General features: G+C 62.1%; 14 protein-coding genes. 5 read left to right on the forward strand and 9 right to left on the reverse strand.

Going from position 1 to position 18,675, the window contains the following annotated elements; translation table 11 throughout:
* Positions 1–12 precede the first annotated feature (12 nt).
* Positions 13–252 carry a helix-turn-helix domain-containing protein gene (locus tag BK665_RS25990; protein ID WP_123409404.1) on the forward strand — a complete coding sequence of 80 codons (240 nt, stop codon included), beginning with the start codon at positions 13–15 and terminating at the stop codon, positions 250–252.
* A gap of 187 nt (positions 253–439) precedes the next feature.
* On the opposite strand, the gene BK665_RS26000 is transcribed toward BK665_RS25990, so the two are convergent.
* Together BK665_RS26000 and BK665_RS26005 are read right to left on the reverse strand one after the other, a co-directional pair.
* The gene (locus BK665_RS26000) at positions 440–685 is read right to left on the reverse strand and encodes a DUF2789 domain-containing protein (protein ID WP_123409406.1); all 246 of its coding nucleotides are present in this window, start codon (positions 683–685) and stop codon (positions 440–442) included.
* A gap of 119 nt (positions 686–804) precedes the next feature.
* The gene (locus BK665_RS26005) at positions 805–1,266 is read right to left on the reverse strand and encodes an aminoacyl-tRNA deacylase (protein WP_123409407.1); all 462 of its coding nucleotides are present in this window, start codon (positions 1,264–1,266) and stop codon (positions 805–807) included.
* 191 nt (positions 1,267–1,457) lie between these two features.
* Here BK665_RS26005 and BK665_RS26010 point away from each other — a divergent pair, with 191 nt between their 5' ends.
* The 3 genes from BK665_RS26010 to BK665_RS26020 all read left to right on the forward strand — a co-directional run bounded on the left by BK665_RS26010 (position 1,458) and on the right by BK665_RS26020 (position 3,549).
* A complete protein-coding gene (locus BK665_RS26010; RefSeq protein ID WP_123409443.1) occupies positions 1,458–1,991 on the forward strand; it encodes an NfeD family protein in 534 nt (177 codons plus the stop codon).
* A gap of 2 nt (positions 1,992–1,993) precedes the next feature.
* Complete coding sequence (locus BK665_RS26015; RefSeq protein ID WP_123409408.1) at positions 1,994–2,752, forward strand: slipin family protein; 759 nt, start codon at positions 1,994–1,996, stop codon at positions 2,750–2,752.
* Between the two features lie 422 nt (positions 2,753–3,174).
* Entirely contained in the window at positions 3,175–3,549 is a 375-nt protein-coding gene (locus tag BK665_RS26020; RefSeq protein ID WP_123409409.1) for a DUF6124 family protein, read from the forward strand.
* Positions 3,550–3,633: 84 nt separating this feature from the next.
* Here BK665_RS26020 and BK665_RS26025 read toward each other — a convergent pair whose 3' ends face one another.
* The 7 genes from BK665_RS26025 to BK665_RS26055 form a co-directional block, all read right to left on the reverse strand.
* On the reverse strand, positions 3,634–4,617 hold the full coding sequence (locus BK665_RS26025) for a sulfotransferase family protein (RefSeq protein ID WP_123409410.1): 984 nt from the start codon (positions 4,615–4,617) through the stop codon (positions 3,634–3,636).
* Positions 4,605–5,390 carry an aspartyl/asparaginyl beta-hydroxylase domain-containing protein gene (locus tag BK665_RS26030; RefSeq protein WP_123409444.1) on the reverse strand — a complete coding sequence of 262 codons (786 nt, stop codon included), beginning with the start codon at positions 5,388–5,390 and terminating at the stop codon, positions 4,605–4,607. Before BK665_RS26030 ends, BK665_RS26025 begins: the two co-directional genes overlap by 13 nt.
* Positions 5,387–5,992 carry an adenylyl-sulfate kinase gene (cysC, locus tag BK665_RS26035; RefSeq protein WP_123409411.1) on the reverse strand — a complete coding sequence of 202 codons (606 nt, stop codon included), beginning with the start codon at positions 5,990–5,992 and terminating at the stop codon, positions 5,387–5,389. Before cysC ends, BK665_RS26030 begins: the two co-directional genes overlap by 4 nt.
* Positions 5,976–7,493, reverse strand: a complete 1,518-nt coding sequence (locus BK665_RS26040) for a TolC family protein (RefSeq protein WP_123409412.1) — start codon at positions 7,491–7,493, stop codon at positions 5,976–5,978. The genes cysC and BK665_RS26040 overlap by 17 nt, the downstream gene beginning before the upstream one ends.
* A 43-nt stretch (positions 7,494–7,536) precedes the next feature.
* The gene (locus BK665_RS26045) at positions 7,537–15,177 is read right to left on the reverse strand and encodes an Ig-like domain-containing protein (protein ID WP_123409413.1); all 7,641 of its coding nucleotides are present in this window, start codon (positions 15,175–15,177) and stop codon (positions 7,537–7,539) included.
* 48 nt (positions 15,178–15,225) lie between these two features.
* Positions 15,226–16,074: a sulfotransferase family protein gene (locus BK665_RS26050; protein WP_259699658.1), complete on the reverse strand. Its 849-nt coding sequence runs from the start codon at positions 16,072–16,074 to the stop codon at positions 15,226–15,228.
* A gap of 148 nt (positions 16,075–16,222) precedes the next feature.
* Positions 16,223–17,821, reverse strand: coding sequence for a glycosyltransferase family 39 protein (locus BK665_RS26055; protein WP_123409414.1), 1,599 nt, complete (start codon positions 17,819–17,821; stop codon positions 16,223–16,225).
* Positions 17,822–18,016: 195 nt separating this feature from the next.
* Between BK665_RS26055 and BK665_RS26060 the strand changes: the two genes are divergently transcribed.
* The gene (locus BK665_RS26060) at positions 18,017–18,640 is read left to right on the forward strand and encodes a phage tail protein (protein ID WP_123409415.1); all 624 of its coding nucleotides are present in this window, start codon (positions 18,017–18,019) and stop codon (positions 18,638–18,640) included.
* Positions 18,641–18,675: the final 35 nt, after the last annotated feature.

Genomic DNA, 18,675 nt, shown 5'->3' on the forward strand with positions numbered 1-18,675 from the left:
TGTGGAGATGCAATGAACACCAAACCCATTCGAACCGTCGACGACCTCAACACTGCACTTTTGCGTATTGAACAGCTGTGGGGAGCTGCATCGAATTCAACCGAAGGGAATGAGCTTGAGGTGTTGGCCATGTTGGTAGAAAAGTACGAAGACGAGCATTTTCCGATTCCGGCTTCCGATCCCACTGAAGCTCTCAAATTCCGCATCTCATCCAGTGGGAGTTTGGACTGTTTATCCCGCAGGACTTCGTAGCCTATAGATCCTCCAGACTTACCGGGATCGGCGTTTCATGCCTGCGTGAGCGAACAATGTCCGCCAATTCAAGGTCATCAAGTCGCTCCGCTTTGCACTCAACATCGGCCGGAGCCACCAAGACAGGCCCGCCATGCGCAGCACTTAGTGCTGCTGATGGATTTCTCTTCGATTCAGACACGATTTTTCACACCCCCCGCCCCTTCCTCATCAACACATCCAACTGATCCACCACCTCCGCCCAATCCGCATCATCCAAAATTTCATCCCGCAAAAATTCCTTTTGGCTCTCGTTCCAGAAAAACGCATCCGCCAGATGCAATTCAGGCTTGAGCGGTGAATGGGTAGCGATGAATTTATCGATGCTGACCGGGTCGCTGTCCAGGCCGAGTTGTTTGAACAGGGACGGCAGGCTGTGGGTTGGGGATTCCATGTTGGGCTCCTGGGTGGTTGGAAAATGGTTCGCGGGCAAGCCTCGCTCCTACAGGTTATCTGCGGTCCCCTGTAGGAGCGAGGCTTGCCCGCGAAGACTATGTCACTGACACCGTAAACCTAATGACTCAACTCACAAACCTGTGCATGCGGCACCATCCGCAAATACTCCGGCATGCTCATGTGCAGCAGGTTGTTGTGGTTGCCCGCCTCCAGGTAGATGTCTTTCTGCCGGGTCAGCAGCGGGTCGATGACCATGTCCATCCCATAGGATTCGCCCAGCGCCGGCACCGCGCCGCGTTCGCAGTCGTTGAACAGGTGCGCCAGGGTGCTTTCCCGGGTGATTTGCCATTCGCCGCTGCCGCGTACTTTGCTCAGGTCCAGGTGACGGCTGGCGGGGAGGACGGCCATCAGGTAGTGGCCGTGGTGGTCGTCGAGGATCACCGATTTGGCCACCCGTTCGGCGGGGATGCCCGACACACGCGCGGTTTCCAGGCTGCTGGCCGAGTGCGGGTGGGTGACGATGTCGAATTCGCATTGAGCCCGGTTGAGGCTGTCCTGCACCGTTCTTGCCATACGCATGATGCACCTCGGTGTCCGCTGCAATGGCAGGCGGACGATGGTGAATGCTTCCAATGAAAGTCTAGGTCGGCTGGGGCCAACCGGTGGGAAATCTGCTCGCCGGAAACCACCTGTGGTTGATCAAAATTCAGACAATCCCAGGCTCAACTAGACTGAATACAAAGAACCCCATGACTCTCCCGGAGGGTCAAGTGAACACTCGTTGCTGTGCCATTGCGTTGCTGTGGGCCCTGAGCGGATCGGCGTTCGCCGCGGACAATGTCGTGCTGTTCATGGCCGATCCCCTTGGCCTGTGGCTGATTGTGTTCGGCATCGCGTTCCTGGTGGCCGAGGCGACCATACCCAATTACGGCGTGATCGGCCTCGGTGGGCTGGTGATGTTTGTCGTCGGCGCGGTGATTCTGACCAACACCCAAGTGCCGGTGCCGTTGATGATCGGGCTCGGACTGATCAGTGCAGTGTTGCTGATTTTCCTGGTGACTCACGCCCTGACAACCCGACCGCGGCGCACCGTCAGCGGCGATGCCGGACTGGTGGGCAGCGTGACCCCGGTGATGTCGCTGCAGGCCGACAGTGCCTACAACGGCTGGGTGCATTTGCAAGGCGAAAAATGGCAGGTGCTGAGCACCACGCCGCTGCAACCGGGGCAGAACGTGCGGGTCGTGGGGCGTAAGGGATTATTGCTACAAGTGGCCGCGGCTGACGCGGCGCCGGCTGGAGAATAACCATGGGCCTGCAACTGGGTTTTGCCGCGCTGCTGCTGTTGCTGATTGCACTGGCGGGGTCGACCTTCCGCATCCTGCGCGAATACGAGCGCGGGGTGGTGTTCCAGCTCGGGCGCTTCTGGCAGGTCAAGGGGCCGGGCCTGATTTTGCTGATCCCGGCAGTGCAGCAAATGGTCCGCGTCGATCTGCGCACCATCGTCCTCGACGTGCCACCGCAGGACGTGATCACCCGCGACAACGTCTCGGTCAAGGTCAACGCCGTGCTGTATTTCCGCGTGCTCGACCCGCAGAAGGCAATTATCCAGGTCGAAGACTTCCTCATGGCCACCAGCCAATTGGCCCAGACCACGTTGCGGGCGGTGCTGGGTAAGCATGAATTGGATGAGTTGCTGGCCGAACGGGAGCGCTTGAACGTCGATATCCAGCAAGTGCTCGACGCCCAGACTGACAACTGGGGGATCAAGGTTGCCAACGTTGAAATCAAGCACGTGGACCTGAACGAATCGATGGTGCGCGCCATCGCCAAACAGGCCGAGGCCGAACGGGAACGGCGGGCCAAGGTGATCCACGCCGAGGGCGAATTGCAGGCTTCGGAAAAACTCATGCAAGCGGCGGAAATGCTCGGGCGTCAGCCGGGGGCGATGCAGTTGCGGTACATGCAGACGTTGAGTTCGATTGCCGGGGACAAGAGTTCGACGATTGTCTTCCCGTTGCCGATTGAATTGTTGAAGGGGATGGCGGATTTGTCGTCCAAACCTTAAAAGATCGCAGCCTTCGGCAGCTCCTACGGGTGTACGCGCAACCCCTGTAGGAGCTGCCGAAGGCTGCGATCTTTTGATCTTTCCTACAAGCACCAACATCCGGCAATCCCGTCGGAGATTTCCTTCAAGTTGTAGTGGCTTTGGTGAACTTGTTACCGCCCAAACCCAGGTCTAGTCTGGGCTTGTCACTGAATAAAACGGTGACACGGACGTGCAAGTCCGACGAAACTGTTTAGGTTGCAACTGCTATGTATCCAACGAGCCTTTATCGGCTCGCTGCTTTATGGCGGCTGCGCGCAGGAGATCCTCGGATCTGCTGGGTGTCCTAAACAGTCCCGGTCTTGCACACCTGCGCTCGGCCGCCACCCCATTCGCGTGCAAGCGAACGGTGACGGCCTCCACTTACTGTTTAGGATTTTTATATGCACAAAGTTACTCCGAATCCTCCAGATAACTCTGGAACCGATTCCCCCGAAGCACTCGACGCCATAAAAATGAAAGAAGCCGCCGACCGCGCCTTCGCCCATTACTTCCCCCCAGCGGATGCAAAACCCGCCAAGCGCCGCAAATACCAACTCTTCACCGTCGCCCCGGACATCGACGACCCCGAAGCCCTGCTGGCCAATGCTTCCGAAGACTTGCTGTCCATCAGCGCCATCGCGGCCGGCCTGGCAGACGAAGTGGAAGGTTCACGCCGATCTGTCGCCTTGGCGATCAGCCGTTTGACCGATGGAGTGCAGTTGTTGGTGGAGCGTGTGCTGGACCACCATGAGGCGATGGCTGCGGCCAAGGTTTAGCCGTTGATTTTGCGGTGATTGGAAGGGCGCCTTCGCGGGCAAGCCCGCTCCCACAGGGATTGGAGGCGGGCGCAAAATGTGTGTTCACTGAAGATCCATTGTGGGAGCGGGCTTGCTCGCGAAGGCGTCTGTACTGTCGATACATAACGCTTCATAAGGCCCCCGTGCCCAACGCTCCACCCGCTCGATCAACAACGCCGAAGCCTCGCGCCGCTTGCTGTCGCTGTCCCCGAAAAACACTTCCGACGGCTGCTTGGCATGCCGCCCCACCGCCGCAAACACCTGCTGACGCTGCTCATCATCCAACCCAAAAAACCCGGCCAACCGCCCGGCCATGGCGTCCGGCAACTCGCTGTAATTCACTGCCAACCCACCCAATTCACGGCAATGCGCTAACCCCGTCGACAACAACCGCCCCAATCGCCGAGCGATGTAATCTTCGCGGCTATCAAAGGGCAACTCATCATCCAGCCCACTCGCCCCGATCAGCCCCGGCACCATGTGCATGCCCGAACGGCGCACATGGGAAACGGCAATCTCCAGCGGATCGCGATACAAAAACATCCAAGGCGTCTCAGGAAAATACGCCCGCAACAGCGGCAATTCCGCAATGTTCCAGGCATCGAGCTTGATCACCAACCGCTGCTCCAAACCACAACGCCGCTGGCCGTAAGCGGACATCAACCCTTCAATCGCCCGGCGCCGTTCAGCCGCCGGCAAATCACTGCGCAGCAAGGCATCCAGCGGCGGCGGTTCGCTGATGACGATGTGATTATCGAGCCGGGCCAGCATCTGACTGATCAACGTCGAGCCACACCGCGACGCATGAAAAATAAACGCGCTCGGCGCCAACCCCGGACTCTCGGTCTGCCAGTCGCCAAGCCCAGCCAGCGGCGTTTGCCGACGAAACGCCTGGTTGAACGGCAACCGCAGGGCATCGTCCACCGCTTCACGAAAAAACGGCTGATGCAACGGCGTATCACCGAACCAGCACCAATCCACCTGCCACTCGCCGGCTTGTTGCCAGATCCGAATCGGCAACCAGCCTTCCAGGTTCAGGCGTTCCATTGTTCATTCCATTGGCGACGGCCGGTGCGCATCGCCGCCCGCAGTTCCTCCCGGGAAAACACCAGGCCTCGCTCCGCCGCCAGTTCCAAAGTACGAGCGATAAAAACCTCGGTGTCGGCCAAGCCCTGCAACGCTTTCGAAAGCCCGGCATCCCCCGCCACCAACCGCTGAAATTGCTGCAAAGCACCCTCCCCGACGTCAGGCGCAGGCGTCGTCGGCAAACCCTCGACAATCGCCTGCTCCAGCCACGCACCGGGACGGCAATCGAGCACCAAGTGCACCCGCGTCGAAGTGTCGTGATTGTCCACCCGATGAGGCCGCGACAAATCGAGAAACCAGCACTCCCCCGCTGCCATTGGCATGCGCCGGCCATCAAGATAAAAATCCACCTGCGGCGGACTCAGCAGTGGAATGTGCAGACGCAAATCCGCCTCCGGCTCGCCCAGGTCATAGTCACGATGTTCATGAATGTGCGCGCCCGGCCCCAGCCGCAGCAGGCGCGCCGAGACGATCTCCAACGGCAAGTCGTGCAAGGCTTGCTGCCATCGGCCATCGCGCAACCACGGCGCCCGCAACTGCGGTTCACCCAGGCCCGGCGACAGTTCAGTCAACGCATCGGCCGCCGAAATCAGTGCCACGCCGCTCCAGTCGCCAGCGAAGTAGTTGGTGTTGAAATGACCGCGCCACTCGTCCTTGCCAATCGCCGCCAACGCCTGCAACAGCAACGGCAGATCCACCGTCACCGGCAGGCGCGAGAACGCAGCTCGGCTCATTGTGGCGGCAGCACCGCGCATTCGCCGAGCCAGGTCAGCAAGCGATCGAGGCAGGCCTCGACCGACTGCACGCCGGTGTCGAGCACCAGCGACGCGCACGGAGGGGTTTCGTAAGGCGCGGAGACACCGGTGAAACCCGCCAGATCGCCGCGACGAGCGCGGGCGTAATGACCTTTCGGGTCGCGCTGCTCGCACACCGCCAGGGAGGCGCTGCACCAGACTTCGCGGTAATCCTCGCCGAGGCGTTGGGCGAATATCTCCCGCAGCTCCACCAGCGGCGCGATCATCGCCAGGATCACAATCTGCCCGTTCTCCACCAACAACGCCGCCAATTCGCTGGCACGGCGGATGTTTTCCTGACGATCACTGTCGGCAAACCCCAGATCGCGATTGAGCCCGACCCGCAGCCCGTCGCCATCGAGCACCAAGCTTTGCACGCCCCGTTCAAACAACTCGGCGTGCAGGGCCTGGGCCAGGGTCGACTTGCCCGCCGCCGGCAGACCGGTCAGCAAAATCGCCGTGCCGCGATGACCATTGCGGGCCTCGCGTTGGGCACGGCTGATGCTGGCGGTGGGCGCCAGCAAATTACTTGGCCGGGTCATGCACCGCCACCGGCACCGCAATGTTGCCCGACGCCCACGCGGCTTCACGATTGGCCAACGCGGTGGCGATGGACTGGACTTCGGTGGATTGCACTTCATCCGGCATCGGGTCGAGCCCGGCACTGGCGAAGATCTGGCCGTAGGCGTTGCGCAGGTCGGCGTAGGACAGGTCCCGACGCAAATCCGCCTGCAAGGTGTTCAGTTCACCCTGGATCAAGTCCAGTTCGCCAATGCCGGCCGCCTGATGACGGTTACGCAACTGACCGAGGATCTCGCCGTCGATGCTCGACAGCTCCTGGTTGGTCTGGAACTGATGCAGCGCTTCCTGGTAGTTGGCGTTGGCCACGTAGAGCTGGGCCAGCACGGCAATCGACATCGCCTGACGGCGTGCCTTGGCCACTTCTTCGCCAGCCTTGGCAACGTTGATCGCCGCCGGGGCGGAGATCACGTTGAACAGGTTCCAGGTCAGTTTCACCCCGTAGTCGGCCCACTTGTCGTTGACCAAAAAGGAGTTGCTGTCGTAATGCCCGCCGGCCGAAAACTCGATGCCCGGCAGCAGTCGCAGCATGGCTTTGCGGGTTTCGGCGGTGCTGATGCGGGTCTGGTAATCCTGCTCGCGCAGTTCCGGACGGCTGGCCAGGGCTTCGTGTTCGAGGCTGGCCATGCCGACTTTCAACTGCGGAATGGTGTACTCATCCGGGGTCGCCAGTTTCAGGTCGGTGCCCATTGGCAGGTTGATCAGGGTCGCCAGTTCCGTCTTGGCCAGGGACAACGCGCGGCGCTGTTCCTGCAACTGCCGGGTGGCCTCGATCAGCGAGCGCTGGTAACCCAACGCCACCACCGGGTCGCCGATGCGTTGCTGGCTCATGCTCTGGCTGTTGCCACGTGCGGTGTCGACCCGCGCCATCAGGCTGTCGATCTGGGTCAGCAGGCGTTCGGCGGCCACGGCGCGCCAGTAGGCCGAGCGTACGTCCTGGACGATGGTGTTGATCACCTTGCGCCGGCGTTCCTGCACGATCAGGCGCTGGTCACCCTGTTGCTTGGCGCTGATGTAGCTGACGCCGAAGTCGAGGACGTTCCAGACCATGGTCAGGTCGGCGACGCGACGGTCACGGTCCTGGGAGGTCGACGGTTCCAAAGACTGGGTGCCGGTGAGCACGCTCTGGCTGCTGGAGGCGCCGACGTTGCTACGCCCGACATAACCCGCATCCAGGGCCATGCGCGGCAGCATGTCGAAACTGGCCAGGTCGAGTTGGCGCTTGGCCAGGGCCTCTTCCATGATCTTGAGCCGGCCTTCGAGGTTGTACTTCACCGCACGGGCCATGGCCTGGTGCAAGGTCAGCGGGCCGTTGAGTGGCTCCTGGCCGGTGTACATGGTTTTCATGTCGCTGGTGGCACGTTGCTCGCTGACGCTGCGTTCAATGGGTTCACTTTTGACTGCACATCCGCTGATTGCAAGCGCCAGCAGGCTGGCGCCGAATATCTTATGACTTCTTTTCATCCCTGGATCGCCCCTAGGTGCCGCACTGAATTATGTGGTGTGTTCAAGCCTGCATTTCGCTGATGCCGACTTGTTGCAAAGCTGCAGCCAGGCTGTTGACCTGCCGTTGCTCGGTGTCTTTGAGTTCTTGCAGTTGCTGGACCAGCGACGGCGCGCCAAACACCCCGCGCAGCCCTTGGGAAACATCCCCGCCCCGGATCGAATGATTGCCAAAGGAATTCAGCGAGTCGCGCTCGGCGCCGCTGTCCTGATGGAACAGGCTCGACAACGTGCTGGTGCCGAACACCCCGCCATCGCCGCCGCCAAACCCGAGGAAACCGTGGCCCGAACCATCGCCAGCGCCGCTGTCGCTGCTGGCAAAGACCTGAGCGATGAAGCTCGGGGCAAGCGCGCCACGGTTGATGAAGATGTCCCCCAGCGGCCGGATACCGTCGCCCAGCACCCGATCTTCAAACAACGGTGCAAAGGTCAGTGGCGAGGCCAGTGTCCCGGTTGGCGCGGCGAAGATCACCGGTTGCAGCGGCAGGTGCGGTTGATCGATGACGATCACCGGTGCCGGGGTGCGGAATTCCGGATCCGCCGGCACCACCACAATGGTGGTCGATGGCGCCGGCACGGTGTTGATCGCATAGCCGTTGGATTGGCTGGTGCCGCTGCCGGCATTGCCCGAAGCATCGGTCACGCCTGCGACGTTGAGGCTGATCGCGTTGTTGGCGTTGCTGAGGTTGCTGGTGGGCGTCAGGGTCGCGGTCCAGGTTTTGCCGCCGTCGTTGCTCGACAGGTTGGACAACGTACCGTTGGCCACGCTGACGTCGGACAGGTCGAAACCGCTGACCGCTTCATTGAAGGTGAAGGTCACCAGTGAAGTCTGGCCCACGCCCAGGTTCGGGTTGGCCACCACCACCGTGGCGCTTGGCCGCTCGCCGTCGATCACGTAGTTGTTGGACACCGCCACGCTGTCGCCAGTGTTGCCGGCCAGGTCGGTGACGTTGCTGGTGTCCAGGGCAATGAAGTTGCTCGGGTCGCTGATGCTGGCGGTCGGCGTGAAGGTGCCGGTCCAGGTCTTGCCGCCGTCGCTGCTGGCCAGGTTGGTCAGTTCGCCGTTGGTGACGCTCAGGTCCGACAGGTCGAAGTTATTCACCGCTTCGCTGAAGGTGATGGTCACCAGTGTGGTTTGGCCGATGCCCAGGTTCGGGTTGGCGACCACGATGGTCGCGGTGGGCCGCGTGGCATCGAGGGCGTAGTTGTTGGAGATCGCGATGCCGGCGCCGGCATTGCCGGCGGCATCCGTCACGTTGCTGCTGTCGAGCAGGATCAGGTTGGTGGTGTCGTTGATGTTGGCCGTTGGGGTCAGGGTCGCCGTCCAGGTTTTTCCGCCGTCGCTGCTGAGCAGGTTGGACAGGTTGCCGTTGGCGACGCTGAGGTCCGACAGGTCGAAACCCGATACCGCTTCGGTGAAGGTGATGGTGACCGTCGTGGTCTCGCCGATGCCCAAGCGGTTATCCGCCACGACGATGGTCGCGGTCGGCCGCGCCGTGTCGATCGCGTAGTTGTTGGAATCGGTCACGCCCACGCCGGCGTTGCCCGAACCGTTGATCACGCCCGTGTTGTCGAGGCTGATCAGGTTGGTGGTGTCGGTCACGTTGACGGTTGGGGTGAAGGTCGCGGTCCAGGTGATACCGCCATCGCTCGACGATACATTGCTCAACGTGCCGTTGGCGATGGTCAGGTCGGCGTTGGTGAAACCGCTGACGGCTTCGCTGAACGTGATGGTCACCCCAGAGGTTTCACCGGCCTTGAGGGCGTTGTCGGCGACCACGATGGTCGCGGTCGGCACTTGGGTTTCCACCACGTAGTTGGCGGAATCGGTGGTGCCCGCGCCCGCGTTGCCGGCCACATCCGCGACGCCGGTGTTGTTCAGGGTGATCACGTTAGTCGCGTCAGTCACACCAATGGTCGGGGTGAAGGTCGCGGTCCAGGTGATGCCGCCGTCGCTGCTGCTCACTGCACTCAACGTGCCGTTGGCGATGGTCAGGTCACTGTTGTCGAAACCGCTGACCGCTTCGCTGAAGGTGATGGTCACCAACGAGGTTTCGCCCGGTTTCAGGGTGGTGTCGCTCAACACGATAGTGGCGGTCGGGCGCTGACTGTCGATGGCGTAGTTGTTGGAATCGGTGGTGCCAGAGCCGGCATTGCCCGCCAAATCCTGCACACCGGTGTTGTCCAGGGTGATGACGTTGGTCGTGTCGGTGATGCTGGCGGTCGGCGTGAACGTTGCGGTCCAGGTAATGCCGCCATCGGCGCTGCTCACTGCGGTCAGCGTACCGTTGGCGATGCTCAGGTCGGCGTTGGTAAAACCGCTGACCGCCTCGCTGAAGGTGATGGTCACCTGGGTGGTCTGGCCGACTCCCAGAGCCGAGTCGGCGACGACGATGGTCGCGGTTGGCCGCACGGTGTCGATGGCGTAGTTGTTGGAATCGGTGTTGCCCGTGCCGGCGTTGCCCGAGGCGTTCTGCACACCGCTGTTGTCCAGGGTGATCAGGTTAGTGGCATCGGTGACGGCAGTGGTTGGCGTGAAGGTCGCCGTCCAGGTGATGCCGCCGTCGCTGCTGCTCACAGCGCCGAGGGTGCCGTTGGCGATGGTCAGGTCGGCGTTGCTGAAACCGCTCACTGCTTCGGAGAAGGTGATGGTCACCAGCGAGGTTTCACCGATGTTCAGCGCGTTGTCAGCGACCACGATGGTGGCGGTCGGCAGCACGGTGTCGATGGTGAAGTTGGCCGAGTTGGTGACACCGGTCCCGGCGTTGCCGGCCAGGTCTGCGACCCCGGCGTTGTTCAGGGTGATGAGGTTGGTGGTGTCGCGCACGCCCACAGTCGGCGTGAAGGTCGCGGTCCAGGTGATGCCGCCGTCGCTGCTGCTGACCGCGCTCAAGGTGCCGTTCGGGACGCTCAAGTCGCTGTTGTCGAAACCGCTGACCGCCTCGCTGAAGGTGATGGTCACCAGGGAGGTTTCGCCGGCACTCAGGGTTGGGTCGGCGACCACGATAGTGGCGGTCGGACGCAGGCTGTCGATCACGTAGTTGTTGGAATCGGTGGTGCCCGAGCCGGCGTTGCCGGCCACGTCCGCGACCCCGGTGTTGTTCAGCGTAATGATGTTGGTCGCATCGTTGACGCTGCCGCTCGGCGTGAAGGTCGCGGTGTAGGTGATGTTGTCGCTGGTGGTGAGGCCGCTCAGGCTGCCGTTTTCCACCGTGAAGTCGGCGAGGGTCAGGCCGGTTACCGCTTCGTTGAAGGTAATGGTCACCACCGAGGTTTGGCCGAGGGCCAGGGTCGGGTCGGCAACGACGATGGTCGCTGTGGGGCGCTGGGTGTCGATGGCGTAGTTGTTCGAATCGGTGCTGCCGACGCCGACGTTGCCAGAGCTGGTCGCCTGCACGCCGGTGTTGTCCAGGGTGATCAGGTTGCTCACATCGGTGATGGCGCTGGTCGGCGTGAAGGTCGCGGTCCAGGTAATCCCGCCATCGCTGCTGCTGACCGCCGTCAACGTGCCGTTGGCGATGGTCAAGTCAGCGTTGGTGAATCCGGTCACGGCTTCGCTGAAGGTGATGGTCACCAGCGAGGTTTCACCGATATTCAGCGCGTTGTCGGCGACCACAATGGTCGCGGTCGGCGCCACGGTGTCGACGGTGTAGTTGCCGGAGTTGGTGGTGCCCGTGCCCGCGTTGCCGGACAGGTCGGCAATGCCGGTGTTGGCCAAAGTAATGATGTTGGTCGTGTCTTTGACGCCAGCGGTCGGGGTGAAGGTCGCGGTCCAGGTGATGCCGCCGTCGCCGCTGCTGACGGCAGTCAATGTGCCGTTGGCAATCGCAAGGTCAGCGTTGGTGAAACCGCTGACTGCTTCGCTGAAGGTGATGGTCACCAGCGAGGTTTCACCGACACTCAGGGCCGGGTCAGCGAGGACGATGGTCGCCGTCGGGCGCTGGGTGTCGATCACGTAGTTGCTGGAGTCGGTAGTGCCGCTGCCAGCGTTGCCCGCCAAATCCTGCACACCGGTGTTGTCCAGGGTGATCAGGTTGGTCGCGTCGGTGATGCTGGTGGTCGGTGTGAACGTCGCGGTCCAGGTAATACCGCCATCGGCGCTGCTCACGGCCGTCAATGTGCCGTTGGCAATGGTCAGGTCAGCGTTGGTAAAACCGCTGACCGCTTCACTGAAAGTGATGGTGACCAGCGAGGTGTCGCCGATTTTCAGCGCGGTATCGGCCAACACGATGGTCGCCGTCGGGCGCACGGTGTCGACGGTGTAGTTGCCGGAGTTGGTGACGCCTGTGCCGACGTTGCCGGAGCTGGTCGCCTGAATGCCGGTGTTGTCCAGGGTGATGATGTTGGTCGCGTCGTTGATGCTGGTGGTCGGCGTGAACGTCGCGGTCCAGGTAATGCCGCCATCGCTGCTGCTCACGGCGGTCAACGTGCCGTTGGCAATGGTCAGGTCGGCGTTGGTGAAACCGCTGACGGCCTGGCTGAAGGTGATGGTCACCAGCGATGTATCGCCGATTTTCAGCGCGGTGTCGGCCAATACGATGGTCGCGGTCGGGCGCACGGTGTCGACGATGTAGTTGCCCGAGTTGGTGGTTCCGCTGCCGGCATTGCCCGACAGGTCAGCCACGCCGGTGTTGGCCAGGGTGATGACGTTAGTCGTATCGCTGACGCTGGCGGTCGGGGTGAAGGTCGCGGTCCAGGTGATACCGCCGTCGCTGCTGCTCACCGCCGTCAACGTGCCGTTGGCGATGCTCAGGTCAGCGTTGGTGAAACCGCTCACGGCTTCGCTGAAGGTCACGGTCACCAGCGAGGTTTCACCGGCACTCAAGTTGGTGTCGGCGAGCACAATGGTCGCGGTCGGACGGACGGTGTCGATCACGTAGTTAGGGGAATTGGTCGTACCGGTGCCGGCGTTGCCCGCCAAATCCTGCACGCCGGTGTTGTCCAGGGTGATGACGTTGGTCGTGTCAGTGATGCTGGTGGACGGCGTGAACGTGCCCGTCCAGGTAATGCCGCCATCGGCGCTGCTCACCGCCGTCATGGTGCCGTTGGCGAGGGTCAGGTCGGCGTTGGTAAAACCGCTGACCGCTTCGCTGAAGGTGATGGTCACCAGCGAGGTGTCGCCGATTTTCAACGCGGTGTCCGCCATCACGATGGTGGCCGTCGGGCGTTGGGTGTCGATGGCGTAGTTGTTCGAGTTGATGACGCCAAGCCCGGCATTGCCGGACAGGTCTTGCACGCCGGTCTTGTCCAGGGTGATCAGGTTGGTGCTGTCGGTCAGGCCGGCGGTCGGCGTGAAGGTCGCCGTCCAGGTGACGCCGCCGTCGCCGCTGGTCACCGCCGTCAGCGTGCCGTTGGCGATGGTCAGGTCGGCGTTGGTGAAACCGGTCACGGCTTCACTGAAGGTGATGGTCACCAACGAGGTTTCGCTGCTATTGAGCGCGCTGTCCGCGACGACAATGGTCGCCGTCGGCGCCACGGTGTCGTGGATCACATAGTTGTTGGAGGTGCCGGAACCGGTGCCGACGTTGCCCGACAAATCCTGCACGCCGGTGGTGTCGAGGGTGATGCTGTTGGTCGGCGCGTTGATATTGCCCGCCGCCGTCAGGGTCGCGGTCCAGGTGATGCCGCCGTCGCTGCTGCTCACGGCACTCAGGGTGCCGTTGGCCACGGTCAGGTCGGCGTTGGTGAAATTGTTCACGGCCTCACTGAAGGTGATGGTCACCAGCGAGGTGCCACCGGAGTTCAGGTTGGTGGTGCCGACCACGATGCTGGACACGGTGGGTGGAGTTACGTCTGGCAGGTAGTTGGTATTGACCACGCCGCCGTCGTTAAAGATGTTGCTCACCGCCGCCGGGACGCTGCCCGTACTGCCGCCGCCCACCGCCAAGCCACCCGCGCCGCTGCCGCCGGCGTTGCCGGCCATGGCACCGAAGTTGGCCGCCGTCATCAACAGCGTGCCTTTGTTCCAGATCGCGCCCACGCCTTTGCCGGCCGCGCCACCGTTGTCGGAGGAACCGCCCAGGCCACCGCCACCACCACCGCCGCCACCAGCCGCGACGTTGTTGGAGATAACGGACGTACCGACCACTGTCAGGGTGCCGGTGGATGCGTTGTAGATACCGCCAGATGCCGAAGAACCGGCCCGGCCCGCATGGTCCCAACCGGAGCCACCGCCACCGCCACCGATGGACACCGTGCCGTTGGTCGCCGTGCCGCCGCTGCCGCCGCTGCTGTAGTTGGACGCGCCGATACCGCCGGCGCCACCGACGGTGGTCCCGCCTTTGCCGCCCATGTAATTGACGTTGTAGGTACCACCATTACCGCCACTGCCCGCCCCGCCGGCCGTACCGGCATACACGCCAGTACCGAAACCGGCAGTGCCGCCATGACCACCGATTTGACCACCCAGCGCACCGCCACCACCACCGCCGCCGCCAACCGCGCCGCCGACGTAAGGCGCGGTGACGCCACCGCCACCTCCGCCGCCCGAGGCCGCGTTATCGGTCACGGTGACGTTTCTGAGGGTCAGGTTGCCGGAGTTGAGAATCCCGCCGCCCATCGCCCCGGCTCCGTCGGTGCCTGCCGCCGCACCCACACCGGCCACCATGCCCTGCTTGATGACCAAGCCGTCGAAGGTCGCAGTGATCCCGGAGTTAACCTGTATCACGCGGGTTTTGTACTGGCCGTTCAGGGTGACGTCGGCAACACCGTCGTTATTCAGGTCACCGTCAATGGTGACGTTCTTGGTGATGTCCAGTTGCGTGTTCAGGCCGATGATCATGCTGGTACTGAAGGTGACGGTGTCACCGGCCACGGCACTGCCCAGGGCGGTACGCAAAGAACCCACGCCGCTGTCGGCGTTGTTGACCACGGTCAGCGTCGCCAGGCTGTACTGGTAACCGGCCATGGACTCGGACGACAACACGCTGCGGCTTTCGATACTGCCGGTGGCGATTTCCAGGTTCCAGTCGCCGCCCACGCCGGTACGGTTGGTGGACGCGGCAATATCGCGCCCGGTCAGTTGCGCCAGCGAGTCGACAAAACTCACGCCGCGTTCATCAGCGCCGGTATTACAGGCGTAGATCAGGATGTCGCCACCGACGTTCATATCCTTGCCGATCTGCGCCAGCACATCGCTGCGCTCGGCAACGTTGTCCGCCGACAGGTAGCTGTTGCCCAGCCACAGGTCGCCGGCATTGCCGTGGGCGATGATCTGCACCGAACTCACGCCCTGGTGGGTGTCCAGGTAAGCGGCGATCTGCTGCAAGCCGTCCTTGGTCGCGTCCAGGGTCACCACTTCGGTGCCGGGGGCGACGCCTTTGAGCAGGCTGTCGGTGTCCTTGATGCGCGAGTCGACGAACACCACGCTCTGCCCAGGTACGGCAGTGGGTGTGGCCGCAGGCGCGGGGGTCGCGGCGGAGGCGTTATCGGCCTGGCCGTGGGTGTCTTTGCTCGCGCTCGGGTGGTCGGCAGCGGGCGGCTTGGCGGCATCCACCGTGGGGTGACTGTCCGGCTGGGCCGCATCGGCCACGGTGGCCGCGACGGCACCGTCGAACAGCATGCGCGGTTCCAGGGACATGATCATCGGCGATGCCAGTACGCGAGCGCCCTGGGCCTTGTGCGATTTGCCGTTGTTCCACCACATGCTGCTCACCGAAATCGAACTTTTATGACTGCCAATAAAAAGCCGCGATCAATTGATCGCGGCGTCGGTTTTCATACGAATGACATTGGCGGCGCTGGATGATCCATCGTGCCAAAAGGACAGCTCTGCATATTTATCGAACAGGTCCGGGGGCAGGATCGTTCGCCGCGGCTCCAGCGCCACCTTGGGTTTGACCCGGTGCAGCCCCGAGACGCCCAGGGCCTGGTCAAACTCCGGCGCGTCGTAGACGAGGTTGTCGAAATCGTGCTCGAACCACGGCTCGCCGATAAATTCGTAGACCAGCCGAAGTACCCTCTCGGGCGCCTGGCTGAGCAGGTCGTAATCGACAATCAGCAGTGAGTCGGCGTTTTCGCCGTAATAGGCTTCTTTGAGCGCCGTCCAGGCGAAACCCACCAGACGATTGCGCTGGGCCAGGGTTTCACAACGGCTGTAAACGGTGTTGCGCTCGATTTCGTCGTTGAACAGCTTGGTGTTTTCGAACGGGTTGGCGCGGTACAGGCGCTCAAGACTGTCCATCACCCAGGCGACGTTGCGCACACAGGCAATGGTTTTGGCCTGGGGAAACAGGTCCTGCAACGCGGGCAAGCGTGCGCACCACTGGCGATTGGTATCGAAGATGACGGGTTTGTCGGCTTGCTCGGCGTAGTAGGAGTCGAACAGACCGCGCAACAGGCGACGTCGCATAGGCTTGTCGATCACAGCACCGAACTCGCTGCCGGCGCTGCATTGCTCCAGGACGCTGGTAAACAGCGTGCCGACCGGGCTGCTCATTCCGGCATGGAAGCGCGGGTTCTGCAAAAGAATAGCCGACAGCAGGGTGGACCCTGAGCGCGGCAAACCGGAGATAAAGTGGAACTGCTGCAATCCCTTCACCATAGTCAAAAGTCCCTTTGTAGGTCGAGCGTAATCCATTGCAACGTAAAGCGACTAGTGGTGTTTTGATATCAATTCGAAGCTAAAAAGCCAGCTTTCCTCTGAAAGTGGCGCGCCAGACGTGGTGAAACGTTTAATCAGGCCACTGAAATTATTTGTCCCGGTCCCCGTGTCCCATCAAGAACAACCGCGCCCGGTTATTGCCTGCTGCCGTTTCACTGACTTTTTGCCAGCCTGCGGGCAGCGGGGCGAATTCGTCGGGCTGGTCGGCGGTGCTGATCAACCACACACGCCCTGTACCTGAAGGTAGTTCACTGAGGCGATCGAGGTAGATTTTTTCTGCGTCGTCCTCCACCAGCGTGCCAAACCCATAGGCATTCGGGCGGCTGGAGGTGCCATTGGCCGTGGGCGGGGTATAGAGCAATGGCGTGGCGTCTGTGCGGTTGTAATAGACGTAGGGCATGTACCAGAGCATGTCGCTGATAACGATGCGATCACCCTCGACGTAATGCTGGTTGACGAACTCCACCATCACGCTGGCCTGGTCATTCACATCCACCGTGGCGTTGGTCTTGAGCCCCACCAACTCAGTGCCGAGCAACAGCACGAGTAACGCCAGCGCCACCACGCGAAAGCCGTCCAGCAGGCGATCGATGGCCAGCCCCAGGATCAGCGGCAAGCCCAGGGCAAAAGCGGTCAGGTAGCGCTCGATAAACACCGGCGAGATAAACGACACCCCAAACACCAGCAGCAGCGGGACCAACGTGTAAAGCGCCAGCAAGGCGCTCCAGCGATAAAGGCTGCGATCACGCACGACCGTCAGCACCATCACCGCCAGCAACAGCAATGGCAGAGCGGCGAACATCAGCCACGGCAAGCTATCGCCATCGTCCTGGATCAGATAGTCCCAGACCATCGATGGCAGCGAGCTGAGGGTCACGGGCAGCTCCCAGCCCACGTCACCATTGGCCTTGAGCGCATCCATGTGTTGAATCAAATCGATCAGCCCCGGCAACCAGGGCACAAACAGCGCCACAATCGCGGCGTTGGCCAGCCACCAGGCCGGGCGTGTGATGTGCTTCATCGGATGAGCCGGATCCAGACGCAGGACCAGCAAGTAGGCCCAATGCACAATCACGCACAGGGCCGTGAAGTAGTGGGTGTAGAACCCCGCCGTCATCAGCAGCGCGTAGGTCACTAGGTGTCGCGTATGCCGGGGTTGCTTGACCCAGTACACCAGCGCAATGGTCGCGCCGAGCAACCACAGCCCCAGCAGCGAATACATGCGCACTTCCTGGCTGTAGCGCACCGCCGTCGGCAACAGCGCCAGCAATAAGCCGGCGAGCATGGCGGCCCGGAGATTGGCCACTAACCGCACCAGCCAGAAACCCAGCGCCACCGTGGCAATACCGGGCAACGCGCTCAAGCTGCGGATTGAGAAGATGCCGTCGCCGAACAGTTCGATCCAGCCATGCAACAACATGAAATACAGCGGCGGGTGCACGTCATGGGCGGCGTGAAACCAGATATCGCCCAGGGAATACTGGCTCATCAACAGGCTTGAGCCTTCGTCCCCCCAAATCGCGGAGGCGGTGAGGTCGTAGAAACGCACGATGGCCGCCAGCACCAGAATCAACCAGAAGCCGTAATCAGCCAGCCATTGCGGCAGCCGCGAAAACGCCGTGGATTGGGTGCGACCGGCACGTCCGTCAGGCCGGCCTGCCAGTTCTGTTTCCCTGCGGTACTTCATGCATTCCCCGCCTGGTCAAAAAAACTCATCACTCTTGGAGCGTGCAGCACGCCCGGGAGTTCGCTCGATGCTCCCCCCATCTGGGCCATAACGCAATCCAGCGACTTTCACACCAGCGTCTACGCTGAGGACTGGCCCGAACAGTAGCGTCGAGCCAGTACGGTCTCCTTCAAAAACTACATGGATGAAATAACTATGGACGTGTTTCTCGGAACCATTCTTCCCTTCGGCTTCCAGTTCGCTCCCAGCGGCTGGATGCAAGCCAACGGGCAGACGCTGCCAGTCAACCAGTACCAGGCGTTGTTCACCTTGCTGGGAATAACCTATGGCGGCAATGGGTCGACGACCTTCATGTTGCCCAACCTCTGCGGACGCTTGCCGATGCACCAGGGACAAGGCGTCAACCTGACTAACCGGGTGATCGGTCAAGTCATCGGCACGGAAAACACCAGCGTTCTGCTGGCTAACCTGCCGCCTCACGCCCCCGTCATCACTGCCACCGCCACCTCGGCCCTGACCGCCAGCACCACGGTCAACCTGGCCAGCGTCGCCAGCACCCCCACCACCGCACCGTCGAATGACAATGCCTACATCGGCGCCTCCATCGCGTCGGGGCCGACCTCTGCCGCGATCTTCTCCACCGCACAGGGCGCCAATCCGATTGCGCTCAAAGGCGTCAACAGCACCGTGGGCGGCACCGTCAACGTGACCGCCACCGCGCAAACCATCGGCAGCGGCTCACCGCTGGGCATCGTCAACCCGGTTCTGGTGGTGAACTTCTGTGTCGCCCTGCAAGGGCTTTTCCCTTCTCGCAACTGACCCAGGTGTCGGGGCCTATGGCCCCGACCCTCTAT

It is taken from the genome of Pseudomonas frederiksbergensis, from assembly GCF_003732665.1.
In the GTDB taxonomy this organism is placed as follows: domain Bacteria; phylum Pseudomonadota; class Gammaproteobacteria; order Pseudomonadales; family Pseudomonadaceae; genus Aquipseudomonas; species Aquipseudomonas frederiksbergensis_G.

Bases quoted from the DNA above. Each gene is read 5' to 3' on its own strand.
- BK665_RS26015 (WP_123409408.1), top strand. From the start codon at position 1,994: ATGGGCCTGCAACTGGGTTTTGCCGCGCTGCTGCTGTTGCTGATTGCA.
- BK665_RS25990 (WP_123409404.1), top strand. From the start codon at position 13: ATGAACACCAAACCCATTCGAACCGTCGACGACCTCAACACTGCACTT.
- BK665_RS26040 (WP_123409412.1), bottom strand. From the start codon at position 7,493: ATGAAAAGAAGTCATAAGATATTCGGCGCCAGCCTGCTGGCGCTTGCA.
- BK665_RS26000 (WP_123409406.1), bottom strand. From the start codon at position 685: ATGGAATCCCCAACCCACAGCCTGCCGTCCCTGTTCAAACAACTCGGC.
- cysC (WP_123409411.1), bottom strand. From the start codon at position 5,992: ATGACCCGGCCAAGTAATTTGCTGGCGCCCACCGCCAGCATCAGCCGT.
- BK665_RS26045 (WP_123409413.1), bottom strand. From the start codon at position 15,177: ATGTGGTGGAACAACGGCAAATCGCACAAGGCCCAGGGCGCTCGCGTA.
- BK665_RS26060 (WP_123409415.1), top strand. From the start codon at position 18,017: ATGGACGTGTTTCTCGGAACCATTCTTCCCTTCGGCTTCCAGTTCGCT.
- BK665_RS26030 (WP_123409444.1), bottom strand. From the start codon at position 5,390: ATGAGCCGAGCTGCGTTCTCGCGCCTGCCGGTGACGGTGGATCTGCCG.
- BK665_RS26050 (WP_259699658.1), bottom strand. From the start codon at position 16,074: ATGGTGAAGGGATTGCAGCAGTTCCACTTTATCTCCGGTTTGCCGCGC.
- BK665_RS26055 (WP_123409414.1), bottom strand. From the start codon at position 17,821: ATGAAGTACCGCAGGGAAACAGAACTGGCAGGCCGGCCTGACGGACGT.
- BK665_RS26025 (WP_123409410.1), bottom strand. From the start codon at position 4,617: ATGGAACGCCTGAACCTGGAAGGCTGGTTGCCGATTCGGATCTGGCAA.
- BK665_RS26005 (WP_123409407.1), bottom strand. From the start codon at position 1,266: ATGCGTATGGCAAGAACGGTGCAGGACAGCCTCAACCGGGCTCAATGC.
- BK665_RS26020 (WP_123409409.1), top strand. From the start codon at position 3,175: ATGCACAAAGTTACTCCGAATCCTCCAGATAACTCTGGAACCGATTCC.